Genomic DNA, 17,052 nt, shown 5'->3' with positions numbered 1-17,052 from the left:
TTTCGGGTGATAAGCCGGGCGACCAAAGTCGTTTTCAATTAAGTGATATTGCGAGTCATCTAAATCTTCCACAACTTGATGAATAGAGTAGACGATATGATTTTCTGGTAAGTAACAGTTCATTTCTAATGGCAAGGTTGTTTGGTTCATGGTATATTGAGTATACATAAGGAGCACCCTTTCTATGATGTTTTTGTGGTGATTATATTATATCAAAGCCGTGCTCCTTTTGCTTACATAAACAAATAAGATCCACTGAAATCTCAAGTAGATTTTCAGCGGATCTTATTTGTTTGTTAAGACTTTTGTCCCAGCCTCTTTGTATATTATTAAAAACTATTTAGATAATGCTTCTTTAGCTTGTTCAGCTAATGTAGTAAATGCTGCTGCATCGCTCACTGCTAATTCAGCTAACATTTTACGGTTCATATCGATTTCAGCAAGTTTAAGTCCGTGCATGAATTTTGAGTAGCTTAAACCGTTCATACGTGCCGCAGCGTTAATACGTGCAATCCATAATCTACGGAAGTTACGTTTATTTTGTTTACGGTCTCTATATGCATATTGATATGATTTCATTACTTGTTGTTTTGCAACTTTGAACAAGCGATGCTTTGCTCCGTAGTACCCTTTAGCTAACTTCAAGACGCGATTACGACGTCTACGAGTAACTACTCCACCTTTAACTCGTGCCATTCTTCATTTCCTCCTTGGTTGCGCTTTTGAAAGAGAAAAAGCGCTCGTACAATTCTTATTTCATTTTAGCAAGTTGTTGTCTAATACGTTTAAAGTCACTGTGTGAAACCATTGCAGATTTACGTAAGTGACGTTTTTGTTTTTGAGATTTATTTGCAAACATGTGACTACGTTTTGCGTGGCTACGTTTCAGTTTGCCAGAACCTGTTCTTTTAAAACGTTTTGCTGAACCTTTATGTGTTTTTTGCTTAGGCATTATTGTCTTCCTCCTACACTTTTGTCTTATTTCTCAGATGTCGGTGCAAGCATTAAGAACATGCTACGGCCATCCATTTTAGCTTTCGATTCGACTTGTGAAATGTCAGACGCTTCTTCCGCCATACGTTCTAATACTTCACGTCCAATTTCCTTGTGAGTAATCGCACGTCCACGGAATCGAATAGATACTTTCACTTTATCGCCTTTTTCCAAAAATTTACGAGCGTTACGCAATTTCGTATTGAAATCGTGATCATCAATAGTTGGACTCAAGCGAATCTCTTTGACGTTAACGACTTTCTGATTCTTTCTTGCTTCACGTTCTTTCTTTTGTAATTCGTAGCGATATTTACCATAATCCATAACACGAGCCACTGGTGGTTTAGCATTTGGTGCAACTAGAACTAAATCTAAATTGGCATCTTCAGCTAACCTCATTGCCTCGTTGCGTTGGATTACCCCAATCTGTTCACCGTCTTTGCCGATCAAACGTACTTCTTTTGCACGAATACGATCGTTGACAATCATGTCTTTTGCTATGGTGGTTCACCTCCAAAATATTTGCGAGAAAGCACGGCAGAAAAAAAGAGGAGACTTTTTAATAAAAGCCCCCTCTTTATCTCCGCTATCAGAGAATGAATTGCTTCATCCAGTCTGATACTCAAAGCAACACTCGGTTACTCTGAATTATATACGTTCGATATCTGCCCTAGGATTTAAATCCTAAAGGCGAGAAGCGGGCGCTTCTGCTTCGTTTTCTCAACTCTTATATAATACCAGAATATCAATAGTATGTCAATACATACTTAATTATTTAATTTATTTTACTGATTCTGATAAAATCCGAGAGATGAATTCTGCTTTAGGATAAGTGTTTGTTTCTTTTTCACCATATTTACGAACACTTACACTATTACTTTCAACTTCACTATCGCCAACAATAATTTGATAAGGAATTTTAAGTGTTTGAGCGTGTCGGATCTTATAGCCCATTTTTTCATTGCGATTATCAATTTCAACACGTAAGCCTTTTGCCGCTAATTCTTCATTTAGTTCATTGGCATAATCAGCATGGATATCTAAATTAACTGGGATAATTTTTGCTTGTACAGGAGCCAACCATGTCGGGAATGCACCTTTGTATCTTTCTATCAGATAAGCAACAAACCGTTCCATTGTTGAAACTACACCACGATGGATTACAACAGGTCTATGTGTATCCTGTCCATCTTCACCCACATAAGTTAGATCAAATCTTTCTGGTAATAAGAAATCCAGCTGTACAGTAGATAATGTTTCTTCAATTCCAAGAGCAGTTTTTACTTGAACGTCTAGTTTTGGACCATAAAACGCAGCTTCTCCAATGGCTTCAAAGTATTCAAGCCCCATTTCATCAAGTGTCTCCTTTAACATAGACTGAGCTTTATTCCACATTGCATCATCATCAAAATATTTCTCAGTATTTTCAGGATCACGGTAGCTCAGACGGAATCGATAGTCTTTAATATCAAAGTCATCATAAACAGCCAACATTAACTCAATCACGCGACGAAATTCTTCTTTGATTTGATCTGGTCTAACGAATACATGCGCATCATTTAATGTCATCTCACGAACGCGCTGCAAACCTGACAAAGCCCCGCTTTTTTCATAGCGATGCATCTGACCTAATTCTGCTATTCTGATTGGTAGATCACGGTAACTTCTTACATCATTTTTGAAGACCATCATATGATGCGGACAATTCATCGGACGTAGGACTAGCATTTCTCCATCACCCATATCCATTGGTGGAAACATATCTTCATGATAATGATCCCAGTGTCCTGATTTCTTATAAAAGTCAACGTTCGCCATGATTGGCGTATAGACATGCTGATAGCCCATACTAATTTCTTTATCTGTAATATAGCGCTCGATCACACGGCGAATCGTTGCTCCTTTAGGTAACCAAAATGGAAGACCTGATCCTACTTCTGGTGAAAGCATAAAGATATCTAATTCTTTACCTAATTTACGGTGATCTCGTTCTTTTGCTTCTTCACGCATTTTCAAGAATTCTTTCAACGCTTTCTTATCAAAGAATGCTGTACCGTAAATCCGCTGCATCATTTTATTATCAGAGTTGCCTCTCCAATAAGCACCTGCTAATGAAAGTAATTTGAAGACTTGAATACGGCCAGTTGAAGGAACATGAACACCTCTGCACAGATCCGCAAATTCTCCCTGCTCATAGATAGAGATTACTTCGTCTTCAGGTAAGTCAGTAATCAATTCAACTTTATAAGGATCATTTTTAAATAAATCAAGTGCTTCTTCTCTAGAAATTTCTTTACGAACAATGGGTAAATTTTCTTTAACGATTGCCATCATTTCTTTTTCGATTTTTTCCAAGTCTTCTTCAACAATTGGCTGTTCTGAATCAGTGTCATAATAAAATCCCGTGTCAATTGCCGGACCTACTCCAAATTTCACATCTGGATATAGTCTTTTGATTGCTTGAGCCATTAAGTGGGCTGTTGAGTGTCTTAATACTTCAAGAGCATTTTCATGATCAGGTGTAACGATCTCCAATTCCCCGTCTTCCTTTAAAGGTTGATTATAATCAACTAACTCCCCATTCCACTTTCCAGCCAGTCCCTTTTTTTCAAGTGACTTTGCGATACTGCTCGCTATATCTTTTGGAGTTGCACCTGATTCTACTTCTTTTATAGAACCATCTGGTAGTTTAACTGTTATTTCTGACATTGAATTTCCTCCTAGTTATAATGTGATTTCATTTATTCAATGAGTTTTATAAGTTTAAAATATACAAAAAGTCCCATTGAATAAGAAAAACTTACTCAATGGGACGTGATTTATAACGTGGTTCCACCCAACTTCATAGAAAATAAGAAATACTATCTTCTAACTTCGTTCAGCTCTTTAACGCAGAGTAACGTCTGCCTTTACTTGGTTCAAGACAGCGCTCGAAAGGGGTCAATTTCAGGTTTATTATAGAAGACTTTCAGCTACTGTCTTCCTCTCTTGGTAATAAATTCCTAAAAAGGTATCTTTCTCTAAGCTTTATAAAATTTGATTAATAGTAGAATAACACGCTTCTTTCATTCTTTCAATACTTTTTTATTTTAAGAATGTCTTCTATTATCACCAGTCATCTCTACTTCTTTTGATAGAAACTTAATACGTTCCATAATTCTTTTCGCTTTCAGTGGCTCATTTTCTCCACGCTGTGTTACTCTGAAATGCTCATTTTCTAAATGAGCCATATCAAAATTAGATGAGAAAAAAGTTGGAAGTTGTTCTTGCATTCTATATTGTAATATAACCCCTAAAATATCGTCACGGATCCAACTTGACATTGAATCAGCTCCTATATCATCAATCATTAAGATTTTTGCCTTTTTGAAGACCGTCAGCTTTTCTTCTGTTGTATTTTGTCCTATAGAGTTTTTCATTTCAACAGCAAAACTAGGAAAGTGTACCAACGTAGAAGGATATCCCTGTTCAGAAAGTTCATGTGCAATCGCTCCAAGCAGGAAAGTCTTGCCTACACCAAACTTTCCATATAGATAAAGACCTTGTTGGAATTCATCCGGATTTTCAAGATACTGATCAATAAAGTCGTACGCTCTTTCCACAGCCTCATTTCTGCCAGGAGTACTCTCAAAATGATCAATACTGAAATTTTTTATGTCTTTTGGCATATACATAGAGTGAATCCTTTTATTGATCGCTGTTTGTTTCTGACGATTTGTCAAATCAGTAGAAGGTTCATATGTCACATCTATACGCTTATTATTTATTAAAAGTTTCGGAACATACCCCGGCATGAGTTCTCCACTTTGAGCGGCAGCTTTCTTTTTTTCAACCACAAATTCATAGAGCTTAGCTGCACTTCGCTCAATAGCTTCTTTATCAAGGATTTCACTATTTTCCGCTAAGAATTTTCTTACATCTGGATCTTTAAAAACCTCATTGCGAATGATTTCTTCGTATCTTTCAGTCATTTTGTTTGAATTCATCATGCTATCTAACTGTTTGCGAATACTTTCCACTACTCACCACCGCCTTTCTTACGGTTACGGATACGTTCCAATCGTTTCCTGAATTCTTCTTGTTTCTCTTTATCGACTTCTTCGCCTTTATTTTCTTCTGTAGCCCATTCAGGTAAAGTCTCATTTTTGATGTAAGTTTTTTTACTTTTAGATTGTGACGCATAAGTGTTTTGTCTTGTACGCTTAGCTTCTCTGGTTTGAGTATACAATTGTTTTACTTTCTGCAGTGCATCTTCAGGTGAGGCTATGCCGCTAATCGCCCAATCATTAGCCACTTTAAGTGCCAGACTCTTTTCTAATACTGGAGCATTTTTCCCGATTAAAACATAATTAATCAAGATATTGATAACCGATGTCGGAAGAGAAGAGTGTTCTACCAACTCTTTAATTACATAAAGTTCATTACTTGAAACAAATCCGCCCTTCTGCGATTTGATTGAACTAAGATATTCTCCTGGCTTCACTTCTTCAGCATGCAGAATTACTTCAATCTCATGATCATTAAAACCAGTTTGACTCAAACGATAGCGACGATTAGTTTGTTTTGTTTGTTCTGCCTTTATCGTTTGATCAATATTATCAGTTAATTGTACTTTATTTGCTTGTTTTCGATGGAAGTCTTGCTGAACCTCTTGAGACAACTTATTTTTATTTACAATTGAAGATTCTATATCAGTTGCTTGAAGTACGTATTTTTGAAGTTCCATTTCATTCAATCCATACATTTCATGTAACGAAAGAATCAGTTCTTTGATTTCTTTATTAATCGACTTTTTATCAATAAAATGACTATTCAATCCTTCAATAAAGAAGGACCAGTCGAAATCACTTTGTTTAACTACTTCTTTAGCTGCAGAGAATGAATTAGCTTCAGTGAAATTATTTTCCAGATCAGCTGCAGTCAGCTGATTATGCTTTTGAATATTGAAATGATACACATCTAAAAAAGATTTAGTAATCTCTTCAAACTCTTCTTCAAGTGGTTCTCTGCTGGTAAACTGTTCTCTGATGTCTTTAAACATTTTTTCTCCAACTTTTTCAAACAAAATCAGTTTCATCATATGATCATTGAAAAATTGAGCAGCTGTTAATGGAGGCTTTAATTCAAGTAAATACTGATCTGATTCTTTCTTGCTTTTATAGACATTCAACAATCCAAGGCCTTCCAAGCGAACTCGTGCCTGATACAATTCAGGTATACCCATATCAAGTATAGTCAACAACTCTGATAACGGTTTTCCACTAGTCCACTCCGCACTACTTTGTAAAGACTCTTTTAAGAGCATATAAAGTGCATATGCAGCGTTACCGATCAGAGGCTGATATATAGTTGTTAACACTCTGACATCCTGGTCAGAAAGGGGATGAGACTGTCTTAATAAAAAATAATCTTTTGGTTTTACATGCTGCCATGGATAATTCACTTTTTCATTCCCCTTTCATTCCAGTTAGTTTTATCCATTTAGTGATCTTTTCGTTTTTTTTCTAATTCCTGCATTTCTTTCATAAATACTTCTATGTCTTTGAATTGTCTGTATACACTAGCAAATCTTATATATGCAACATCATCTAAATCAGCTAATTCTTCCATTACATACTCACCGATTTTCGTTGAACGTATTTCACTATCACCATGATCTCTGATTTTGTATTCTACACGATTAACAATTCTTTCTTGTTCTTCAGCAGTAACAGGACGCTTTTCAAAAGCTCTTCTCAAACCACGCAACAGCTTTTCACGGCTAAATTCTTCACGTGTTCCATTTTTCTTGACAACCAGTATAGGTGGTTGTTCTAGTCTCTCAAATGTTGTAAATCGGAATCCGCATTTCTCGCATTCTCGACGTCTACGAATAGCTTTATTATCATCAGCAGGTCGACTATCAACGACTCTACTTCCGTTATTTTGGCAGCGAGGACATTGCACAATCATCAGTCCTTTTCTTATAATCTATCTGATTTTTAGTTATATTTATTATACCATAGCTTTATTCGCTGTAATACCCTTTACTAATGAGCCACTTAACGACTTGTGCTTCGGTTTCCTCTATTGTTCCTTCATTATAAATAACAATGTCTGCCATTTTGATTTTCTCGGATAAAGGTATTTGAGACGCAATTCTCATTTTTGCTTCTTCTGGTGTAAAGTCATTTCGTTTCATTAACCTTTTCAACTGAGTTTCCTCATTGACAGCTACAACCATTATTTCATCTACTTCATTTTCATAATGGGCTTCAATCAATAAAGGGATATCTAAAATAATCAAAGATTCATTTTGATCAATTAACTTATTTTTTTCTGATACAATCCATTCTCGAATATGATGGACTAGACATTGATCTAATTGATTTCTTTTTTTCGCATCATTAAATATGATCTGACCTAATTTAACTCTATCAAGGTATCCAGATTCTAAAAGTATCTGCTCTCCAAAAATTTTGACTACTTCTTCTAAACCCTTAGTTCCAGGATCTAAAATTTTTCTTGCTCCAACATCAGCATCCACAATTTTAAAGTTATACTTTTTGAAAATCTGGCTGACCGTTGATTTTCCACTAGCTATTCCGCCTGTTAGTCCTAATATATGTGTCATTATCCTCTTCCTTTTGTGTAAATTGGTTTTAACATAAGCTACTTATCTTTCACTTGGCATTTTCTGACAATTAGGACAAAAATGCGTTCCTCTTTGGGCAATTTTTGTTTTTTCAATGATTGTTTGACACCTAACACATTCTAGACCTGTTCTACCATATACCTTAAGACTAGTCTGATAGGTTCCTAATTCTCCAAAAACATTTTCATACGTGCGAATCGTTGTTCCTCCAGCTTTCACTGCTTTATCTATAACTTTTAAAACTGAATGAGTCAATCTGGATATTTCTACTTCCGAGAGCGTATTGGTTATACGAGAGGGATTTATTTTTGCATCGAACAAAATTTCATCTGCGTATATATTACCAATTCCGGCTATAACAGATTGATCTAATAGTGTAGCTTTTATCGCCTTTTTTCTTTTTTTCAATTCCTGACCCAAGGTTTCAATTGTCAAAGCTTCTTTTATCGGTTCTGGTCCTAGTTTAATCAATGAAGGATGCTTAAAAACTACTTCGTGAGAGACCAGAGACATTCTTCCAAATTTTCTTACATCCAAATATCTCAATTCTTCTCCACTATCCAACTTGAAAATAACATGCGTATACTTTGAGATAGGCGTATCTTTTTTTTCAAGTCTATATTTACCTTCCATTCTAAGATGAGAAATTAGAACAAAATCTGTTAGGTTAAATAACAAAAATTTACCTCTACGATCAATGGAATGAATTTTTTGACCTTGTATATCTTTTTTAAACTCACTGATCTCTTTAGGTTCTGCTATAATCCGTTCCCAAAAAACAATAACTTCAGTGATTTGCTTGCCTTTTAATAAACGTTCAAGACCTCTTCTAACGCTTTCTACTTCTGGTAATTCAGGCACTTGTTTCTTCCTTTCATTTTCCCTTTATACAGGCAAAAAAGCGAGAAAATTCCCGCTTCTTAGTCTTAATATTTTTTATTTTGCTTCATACCAACTTTTACCCCAACTACTTTCAACTTTTAAAGGAACCGATAGTTCAACTGCATTTTCCATTACTTCTTTAACAAGTTTTTCCAGCACTGGAATTTCTTCTTCTGGTGCTTCAAAAATCAGTTCATCATGTACTTGAAGGAGCATAGTCGCTTCCATGCCTTCATCTTTAATTCGCTTAGCCATATCGATCATTGCTACTTTCAAAATATCTGCAGCGCTTCCTTGTATTGGTGTGTTCATAGCTGTCCGCTCTGCAAAAGTTCTTAAATTAAAGTTTCTTGAATTGATATCTGGAAGATAACGTCTTCGGTGAAATAATGTTTCAACAAATCCTTTATCTTTTGCTTCCCTAATAATATCATCGATGAACGATTTAACTCCTGGAAAACGATTGAAATACGTGTCAATATATTCTTGTGCTTCTTTTCGGGTAATGTTCAGACTCTGTGAAAGACCATAGTCACTAATTCCGTATACAATACCAAAGTTAACTGCTTTAGCGTCTCTTCTCATATTAGCTGTTACTTTGCTAGAATCTTCCAAGTCAAATACTCTCATAGCTGTACTAGTATGAATATCCTGTTCATCTATAAATGCTTGTTTTAAATGCTCATCGTCAGAAATGTGTGCTAAAACACGTAGTTCTATTTGAGAATAATCAGAAGCAAAAATTTTCCATCCTTCTTTTCTAGGAATAAAAGCTTCTCTAATTTTACGTCCTTCTTCTAATCTAACCGGAATATTCTGTAAATTTGGATCGACTGAACTTAGTCTTCCAGTTCTAGCTACAGTCTGTAAATAACGTGTATGGATTCTTTTCGTTTCAGTGTTGATTACTTTGAGCAATCCTTCAATATAAGTGGATTGTATCTTAGCAATCTGTCTATATTGTAGAATAAATTCTACTATCGGAGCTTGATCCTTTAATTTTTCCAAAACATCTTGAGCCGTAGAATAGCCTGTCTTTGTTTTTTTTATGACGGGATAACCCATTTTTTCAAATAATACAATTCCTAACTGCTTAGGAGAATTAATATTAAATTCTTCTCCTGCTTCTTGATAGATTCTTGTTTCAATCGTATTTAAAGTTTCAGCAAATTCTGCTTTCATTTTCTCAAGACGTTTTGCATCTACAGTGATTCCTTGAATTTCCATTTCTGCTAAGACGATTGCTAATGGAATTTCCATTTCTTTCAATAAATTCTCTTGTTCGTTTTCTACTAGCTGTTCATTCATCTGATTTGATAATGAGTAAATCGCACGAACTTTATGGGCGATGTGGTCTCGCATTAATTCAAGATTTTCAGGAACCTGTTTCTTTTTCCCTTTCCCATAAACAACTTCATCAGGTGACAATCCTTTATAACCGTGTTTATTTGCTATATCAGCAACATCCCCACTACTACTATCTTCTGCAGTAAGTAGATATGAAGCTAATAATATATCAAACGTTGCTCCATTCGGTTTTGCACCTTTCCTGTTCAGTGCTACATAAGTTCTTTTAGCATCATAAAGCGTTTTGCTGATTTCTTCGGATTCGATCCATTTTTTAAAGATTTCAGACTGGAAGGCTGTAGAAGGTTCTGCAACATAAATTTTCTGATCATTTCCCCAGCCAACAGAAACGATCTCTGAATGATGATAATTATCTCCTAACATTTCAATATAAAGTGCCATATCAGTTTTAAACATATCAGGCTTTATTTCTTTTACATATTCATAGTCAATTTTTTCAACTTCTTCTGCTAACTGTTCCATATATTCTTCTGTATCTAACTTATTCAAATGGGACTGAAAATCCATTTCTTTATAAAATGAAATAAGCTTTTCCATATTCATTCCTGTATAATCCAAGTCTTGTACCGCTATCTTGATTGGTGCTTTTATATCGATCGTAGCAAGCTTTTTGCTTAAGAAGGCCGTTTCTTTTTCATTGATTAGATTTTCTTTTCGTTTAGACTGTTTCATTCCATCTATATTTTCATAAAGTTCTTCGATAGAGTGATACTCTTTCAATAACTTGAGAGCTGTTTTCTCACCAATATTTGATACACCTGGGATATTATCTGAAGCATCTCCAGCTAACCCTTTCATATCGATGATTTGTTTAGGTTCGATTCCCATTTCTTCCATAACCGAATCTGCTGTAAATTCTTTGAGATCACTTACCCCTTTTTTCGTAATATCTACTCTAACTTTCTCAGAAGCCAACTGTGTAAGATCTCGGTCTCCAGTAAGTATGACTACATCATATCCCTCAGCTTCAGCTTGTTTGCTGAGTGTTCCGATTATATCGTCTGCTTCATAGTTTACTAATTGATACGATTGCAGCCCAAATCCTGCTAGTAAATCTTTGATAAAAGGAATCTGTTCAGCAAACTCAGCAGGCATAGTAGAACGACCGCCTTTATAGTCTTCAAAATATTCATGACGAAATGTAGTTTTACCTGCATCAAAGGCTACTAGGGCATGAGTAGGTTGCTCTTTATTGACGATTACTTCAAGCATATTATGGATTCCGTACAATGCGTTAGTATGTAATCCATTTCGATTCTTCATTCTCTCTAGCTGACTATGCAGTCCATAGAATGCACGAAAAGCTACACTATAACCATCTATTAATAATAATTTCTTTTGTTCCGACATATGCTTCGACTCCTCTTATTATCCGTTCTTTAAGACAATGTTTAGTTTATTTTAACAAAAATGAAGAATACAAAAAAGCGAACGTCTTTGGTGGAAGATATTCTTTTGAAAATAAGACCAAAAACGAAAAAACTATCCCCATAGAGATAGTTTTTTGAATTTATATTAGGTTTGAGCTTTTGATTGACTTAAGAGTATCTCAAATGCATGTTCGAACTTTTCTACATCCCCGGCACCCATAAAGACAAATACTGAACCTCGATGTTTTAACAATGGAGACATATCTTCTTCTCCTAATACCGCTAATCCTTTTTGGGTTTTCGCTAATAGATCTTCAATCGTAATATTACCTGACATTTCTCTAGCAGAAGTGAAAATTTCACAAAGATATACATAATCAGCTAAATCCAAAGATTTTCCAAAATCGCTAAGAAGTGCTACTGTACGAGTAAATGTATGTGGTTGAAAAACAGCTACAATCTCTTTATCAGGATATTTCTGACGAGCTGCATCAAGTGTTGCTTTTATCTCAGCAGGGTGATGAGCATAGTCATCAATAATAATAGTGTCCATCACTTGCTTCTCTGTAAATCTTCTCTTTACGCCAGAAAAAGTTTTTAATCTCTCTGCTACTTTATCCTGATTTACCCCTTCATAATGACAAAATGCAATAACTCCTAAAGCATTTTGAATATTATGTTCTCCATAAGAAGGAATCGAGAATTGTCCATAGAAATCTCCTCGAACATAAACATCAAAAGAAGACCCCTCTGTGGTACGTACGATATTTTTAGCTTGGAAGTCGTTGTGGTCTTGGAAACCATAGAATACTACTGGTACAGATACTTGTAAATTCTGCAGTCTTTCATCATCTCCACAAGCAAAAACAGCTTTTTTAATCTGAGAAGCAAATGTTCTAAATGCTTCTTCTACATCTTCAACACTCTTATAGTAATCTGGATGATCATAATCTATATTCGTTATCAATGCATAATCTGTTTTATAAGCTAAAAAATGTCTGCGGTACTCACACGCTTCTAATATAAAATACTCTGCATCTTCAACTCCGCTACCCGTTCCATCGCCAATCAGATAACTTGTTTTCTCAATACCACTTAATACATGTGATAATAATCCGGTCGTACTTGTTTTTCCATGAGAACCTGTAATAGCTATACTAGTAAACTGATTACTGAATTCTCCTAAAAAATCATGATATCTAATAACTTTCAAACCTAACTCTTTTGCACGAACGATTTCTTCGTGAGAATCAGGAAAAGCATTACCCGCAATTACAACCATATTTTCTTTAATATTATTTTGATCAAATACATAAATCGGTATCTTTGCAATCTCTAAATTTTCTTGAGTGAAAAAGTATTTATTTACATCTGACCCTTGAACTTTATATCCTTTGTCATGCAGAATTAATGCTAATGCACTCATTCCGGAACCTTTGATTCCTACAAAATGATAAGTCATCGATTGATCCATTTTAAAAAGCCTCCAAATTTCTACTATACGCTTAATCGTATAGTCTCTCACAAGATTAAACTAGACTGATAACATACGATTTTATACTATAATGGAAATATCGAAAAAAATCCAGTATGAAACGCTTATCTTTAAATAAGACTTCACTCATTTTCATCAGAAAAGAATCCTGGAAGATTTCTTTTAGATCCGTTTTTCCCTAGTTGTTCTTCATTGATTATATTCATCAATGACCGCTGCAGTTTCATTCTCTTATTACGCGAGTTCTTTGTTTCTTTTTTTACTTCTGTTTCAAAAGGTACTTTAGATGAATTCAAATCTGACTGTCTATTTGCAGATAACAATTTTGAGTTTTCAGCATTTTCCAGATTTTCTGCCTCATCATTAAGCTGCATTTGCCAGTATTCTATTAATTCCGGCGTTTCAAATTCTTCAAACATTAAATATTCAAAATGTTCTTTTTCAAGTTCCTTTTTTAAAACTAAATAGTCCCAGTTATCTCTATCTTTCTTCAAAGGTTTTTTATACCCGAAAATTGGAGATGGTACCTTACTAGCCTCGAAAGGAGGTTCTATATAATGTTTGGAGCGATTAACTTGATGGTAAGCTTTTTTTTCTTCAAGATAATCCTGAAATCCCTTTTCAATCTCATCTCTTTTAATAATCTGATCAGGAAGCGTGTGTGTGCTTCTCTCGCTAAACAATCCCCTGTCATCAACATACTGATCACTTGACTTAAAAAACTGCAGATTTTCTTTTAATCGACTGGTCGAAGGGTTTGATGATTGTCTTTTGGAATGCTTAAAAAAACTTGGCCCTTCATATTCTGCCACTCCGCTTCCTCCTCTCTTGAATTTATTATTCGCTTGGTAAATAAATAAACTACGATTTTGATTATTATATCATGTTAACAGCTTAAACGGTGAACGGTCGGCCTGTCTCTTCAGATTCATCTAGCACGAGAATCCCTTTAGATGTTTGCTGTAAGCCCAATTCTTTTGCAGAACAGACCATGCCATTACTTTTGACACCACGAAGTTCTCCTGGCCAGATCACAAGACCATCAGGCATGATTGCTCCCCGTTTTGCAACAACAACCTTTTGGCCGGCTTGTATATTTCCAGCACCACAAACGATTTGAACGATTTCTTCTTTGTCTATTTCTATTTTTGTAACATTTAAATGATCAGAATCCGCTAACGGCTCACATTCTTTGACATAACCAACAACAAATTTAGGTGAGTTATCTACTGTCAATGTATCTTCCCAGTTATTTTCTTTGAGAAGCTCATTCAATAATTCCACTTGTTCTTCAGTCAAAGTCACTGGACCATTTTCAGATAAGTCTAATACATCTGAAGCATTAAACAGATTATATCCTATTACTTTACCTGACTTTTTTTCATATATCTTAGTAATATTTCCTTTTCTTTCAGTTAACTGATTTTCAATATTGCAATTTTTAAGTTGAATAATTAATACATCTTTTAATCCTTTATTATTATAACTTGAAATTAACATAACAAACTCCTCTTTAGCTATTTAAATAGCGCTTTATTATAATTTAATTACTTCTTAAAGTATCCAATGTCGCCTTATCCAATGTACGGATGACTTGTTTTACCATTTCCTTAGCAGCTTCATAATCATTAATATTGAATAGGGTCTGGTGCGTATGGATATATCGGGCACATACTCCAATAACAGCACTAGGAATACCATGGTTCATCTGATGAGCTGCTCCTGCATCCGTTCCACCTTTAGAGATGAAGTATTGATAAGGAATATTATTAGTCTCGGCAGTATCCAGCAAGAAGTCTCTCATTTCTTTTGATAGTATCATCCCTGGATCTTGAATACGTAATAAAAATCCATTACCAAGTTGACCAAAAGCATCAGAATCCCCTGTTATATCATTTGCTGGAGAACAATCTACTGCTAAAAATACATCAGGATCAAATTTGGTTGCTGCCCCTTTTGCACCTCTTAGCCCAACTTCCTCTTGTACATTGGCTCCGGCTATCAAAGTATTTGGTAAAGATTCATTCTGCAATTCTTTCAGTGTCTCTAGAACTACGGCAACTCCATAGCGATTGTCCCAAGCTTTCCCGAGAATCGTTTTTCCATTTGCCATTTTGATTGTTTCTACCTGAGGGACAATTGTGTCTCCTGGTCTTACACCATATTCATAGGCTTCTTCTTTTGAATCAAAGCCTCCATCAAATAGTATATCTTCGACTGTTACTGCACCAGCCTTCTTACCTTTAAGTAAATGCGGCGGTACAGATGAAGACACAACTGGATATTCTCCTTTACTCGTCTGGAGAGTGAAACGCTGCGCAGATACGACATAAGGATTCCAGCCTCCTAATGGTACAACTTTAAATAACCCTTTCTTTGTAATTGTAGCAATCATAAATCCAACTTCGTCCATATGTGCAGCAATCATTAACTTAGGGGCTTGTTTTTCTTTGGATTTTCTAATTCCGAAAATCCCCCCTAGTCCATCTTGTTCTACCTCATCTACAAGTGGAGACATTTCTTCACGCATAAAATGTCTAACAGAATGTTCAAAACCACTTGTTCCCTGCATTTCAGTTACTTTCTTAATTAATTCAAATGTGTGATTATTCATTATATCGGCCATTACCTATATGGCTTTCCTCCTAATTAATTATCTAATCAAAACTAACTATTTCTTGACTATAATAGGCATAAAGTCAAATTAGTTTTATATTAAAATTGAGTAATTCAATACTTATAGAGCGATCTTTTTAATTATACACAAAAAATCTAAACTTTTTAAGCCTCTTTCATTTATATTCTATTACACTCATAAAATATATATGTTAAAATAAACGAGAAACGCACTTAAGCAATTAAATCGGGAGGCTAGACTATGGAAAATAAATTAAATGAAAAACAAACTACCTATCTATTTGGAGTAATCGGACTCCTTTTTTCTTTCCTTTTGGGTTTTTTCCTCTATCCTAAAGTATCTAAAAAACAAGCGATTCACGCTGATTCGATATTAGAAGAAATCAAGTCGCAATTTCGGGAAGAAGGGCCAATCGATGGTTCATGGATAGAATTGACTAAGGTCCCATGGAAAAAATTCGCTTATGCCACTGACGTTTATTATGGTGGTATTTCTCGTTTAGAAGAAAATATTCTAGTGCAGTATGAGTTTATTGCCGATGCTTATACAGGCAGCTTGATCGATCTTTATAGAGTATAATCAATAAAAAAACGCAGTAACTACATAAGTGTAGTCACTGCGTTTTTTTAGTATCCCAAATTATTTTTTATTAGGAAAATAAGCAACCGTTTTATAAATACGATTTCCTTTTTTTGAGAATTTTTCTTCGTATTCTGTCATAATATTATCTTCTACATCACTATTATGCAAATCAAGATACAATTCTTTTAAAATCATTCCTTTTTCCGAGAAACTGATCAGTGAATATTCAAATAACTTCTGGTTATCTGTTTTAAAATGTAGTTCCCCTTGTTCATCTAAGACAGTTTCGTAACTAAACAAAAAATCTTTATAGGTTAGTCTTCTTTTTTCATGACGATTTTTTGGCCACGGATCTGAAAAAGTCAGGTAAATTCTATCAACTTCTCCTTTATCAAAATAAGACTGTAAATTCTGTGCATTAACTTGCAGTAACTGTACGTTTGGTAAGTCTTCTTCAATTTGCTTTTCTAACGCTGATACAATTACACTAGTCTGCAGCTCAATACCAATGTAATTGATTTCTGGATTTTGTTTAGCCATTTCAATAAGAAACCGACCTTTTCCCATACCAATTTCCACATGTAACGGTTGCTTCTTACCAAAGCGTTCATGCCATTTACTTTTCCATTCTTCAGGATTACTAACTACATATTGTCCAAATTCTATAAGCTTATTTTCAGCTCCTGGTTTATTTCTTAAACGCATATACTTTCTCCTTTACGTAAAAATAGGGACAGATTATTTTTCTGACCCCATTTTAAATTATATAAATGTCCCTGAATAATTCATAACTCTGTATTTTAAGTAAATCTCTTAAAAAAATCATTCTCGCTTTATTTATTTTGATAACTTTTGCCCAAAACAATCTTTTTAAAGACTCTTTTCATTTTTGTAAGTGCCCAAAAATTACTTTTGTATAATTTTGGGCACACTTATCCCTTGGAACTTTTCTCTTAAATAAATAGTATCCGCTTAGTTTATACCCATGAATGGGACCGCCTCAGGCGGTCGAAGACAGCATAGAATTCTTTATGATAAACGTGATAACTAGACAGTTTAAGATAGACTTGCCTACCTGTTTGGACAAGTT

The 17,052-nt window shown here is 34.9% G+C and carries 16 protein-coding genes and 1 other annotated feature; of the genes, 1 reads left to right on the top strand and 15 read right to left on the bottom strand.

Going from position 1 to position 17,052, the window contains the following annotated elements; all coding sequences use genetic code 11:
* Window positions 1-336: 336 nt before the first annotated feature.
* The 14 genes from rplT to pepA form a co-directional block, all read right to left on the bottom strand.
* Window positions 337-696, bottom strand: coding sequence for a 50S ribosomal protein L20 (gene rplT / locus BM212_RS09820; RefSeq protein ID WP_072694502.1), 360 nt, complete (start codon window positions 694-696; stop codon window positions 337-339).
* Between the two features lie 55 nt (window positions 697-751).
* On the bottom strand, window positions 752-952 hold the full coding sequence (gene rpmI / locus BM212_RS09815; protein WP_072694501.1) for a 50S ribosomal protein L35: 201 nt from the start codon (window positions 950-952) through the stop codon (window positions 752-754).
* A 26-nt stretch (window positions 953-978) separates the two neighbouring features.
* Complete coding sequence (infC, locus tag BM212_RS09810; protein WP_072694500.1) at window positions 979-1,482, bottom strand: translation initiation factor IF-3; 504 nt, start codon at window positions 1,480-1,482, stop codon at window positions 979-981.
* Between the two features lie 291 nt (window positions 1,483-1,773).
* Window positions 1,774-3,702 (bottom strand): threonine--tRNA ligase, encoded by a 1,929-nt coding sequence (gene thrS / locus BM212_RS09805; RefSeq protein ID WP_072694499.1) that lies wholly within the window; start codon window positions 3,700-3,702, stop codon window positions 1,774-1,776.
* A gap of 96 nt (window positions 3,703-3,798) precedes the next feature.
* Window positions 3,799-4,025, bottom strand: a binding site (T-box leader).
* 57 nt (window positions 4,026-4,082) lie between these two features.
* On the bottom strand, window positions 4,083-5,012 hold the full coding sequence (dnaI, locus tag BM212_RS09800) for a primosomal protein DnaI (protein WP_072694498.1): 930 nt from the start codon (window positions 5,010-5,012) through the stop codon (window positions 4,083-4,085).
* On the bottom strand, window positions 5,012-6,436 hold the full coding sequence (locus BM212_RS09795; RefSeq protein WP_072694497.1) for a replication initiation and membrane attachment family protein: 1,425 nt from the start codon (window positions 6,434-6,436) through the stop codon (window positions 5,012-5,014). The genes dnaI and BM212_RS09795 overlap by 1 nt, the downstream gene beginning before the upstream one ends.
* 38 nt (window positions 6,437-6,474) lie before the next feature.
* Entirely contained in the window at window positions 6,475-6,939 is a 465-nt protein-coding gene (nrdR, locus tag BM212_RS09790; protein ID WP_072696074.1) for a transcriptional regulator NrdR, read from the bottom strand.
* Between the two features lie 61 nt (window positions 6,940-7,000).
* Complete coding sequence (gene coaE, locus BM212_RS09785) at window positions 7,001-7,606, bottom strand: dephospho-CoA kinase (protein ID WP_072694496.1); 606 nt, start codon at window positions 7,604-7,606, stop codon at window positions 7,001-7,003.
* A 42-nt stretch (window positions 7,607-7,648) separates the two neighbouring features.
* Window positions 7,649-8,488 carry a DNA-formamidopyrimidine glycosylase gene (mutM, locus tag BM212_RS09780; RefSeq protein ID WP_072694495.1) on the bottom strand — a complete coding sequence of 280 codons (840 nt, stop codon included), beginning with the start codon at window positions 8,486-8,488 and terminating at the stop codon, window positions 7,649-7,651.
* 75 nt (window positions 8,489-8,563) lie between these two features.
* Window positions 8,564-11,227, bottom strand: a complete 2,664-nt coding sequence (gene polA / locus BM212_RS09775; RefSeq protein ID WP_091898306.1) for a DNA polymerase I — start codon at window positions 11,225-11,227, stop codon at window positions 8,564-8,566.
* 165 nt (window positions 11,228-11,392) lie between these two features.
* Entirely contained in the window at window positions 11,393-12,721 is a 1,329-nt protein-coding gene (gene murC, locus BM212_RS09770) for a UDP-N-acetylmuramate--L-alanine ligase (protein WP_072694493.1), read from the bottom strand.
* A 143-nt stretch (window positions 12,722-12,864) separates the two neighbouring features.
* Entirely contained in the window at window positions 12,865-13,554 is a 690-nt protein-coding gene (locus tag BM212_RS09765; RefSeq protein WP_072694492.1) for a hypothetical protein, read from the bottom strand.
* Between the two features lie 82 nt (window positions 13,555-13,636).
* The gene (ytpR, locus tag BM212_RS09760) at window positions 13,637-14,242 is read right to left on the bottom strand and encodes a YtpR family tRNA-binding protein (RefSeq protein ID WP_072694491.1); all 606 of its coding nucleotides are present in this window, start codon (window positions 14,240-14,242) and stop codon (window positions 13,637-13,639) included.
* A 43-nt stretch (window positions 14,243-14,285) separates the two neighbouring features.
* Window positions 14,286-15,356, bottom strand: coding sequence for a glutamyl aminopeptidase (gene pepA / locus BM212_RS09755; protein ID WP_072696072.1), 1,071 nt, complete (start codon window positions 15,354-15,356; stop codon window positions 14,286-14,288).
* Window positions 15,357-15,620: 264 nt separating this feature from the next.
* Here pepA and BM212_RS09750 point away from each other — a divergent pair, with 264 nt between their 5' ends.
* The gene (locus BM212_RS09750; RefSeq protein WP_072694490.1) at window positions 15,621-15,959 is read left to right on the top strand and encodes a hypothetical protein; all 339 of its coding nucleotides are present in this window, start codon (window positions 15,621-15,623) and stop codon (window positions 15,957-15,959) included.
* Between the two features lie 60 nt (window positions 15,960-16,019).
* Here BM212_RS09750 and trmB read toward each other — a convergent pair whose 3' ends face one another.
* On the bottom strand, window positions 16,020-16,667 hold the full coding sequence (trmB, locus tag BM212_RS09745) for a tRNA (guanosine(46)-N7)-methyltransferase TrmB (protein ID WP_072694489.1): 648 nt from the start codon (window positions 16,665-16,667) through the stop codon (window positions 16,020-16,022).
* Window positions 16,668-17,052: the final 385 nt, after the last annotated feature.

It is taken from the genome of Marinilactibacillus piezotolerans (assembly GCF_900114235.1).
Lineage (GTDB): Bacteria > Bacillota > Bacilli > Lactobacillales > Carnobacteriaceae_A > Marinilactibacillus > Marinilactibacillus piezotolerans.
Note: the sequence above shows the minus strand (reverse complement) of the source record. Positions and strands in the feature narration are given on the sequence as shown.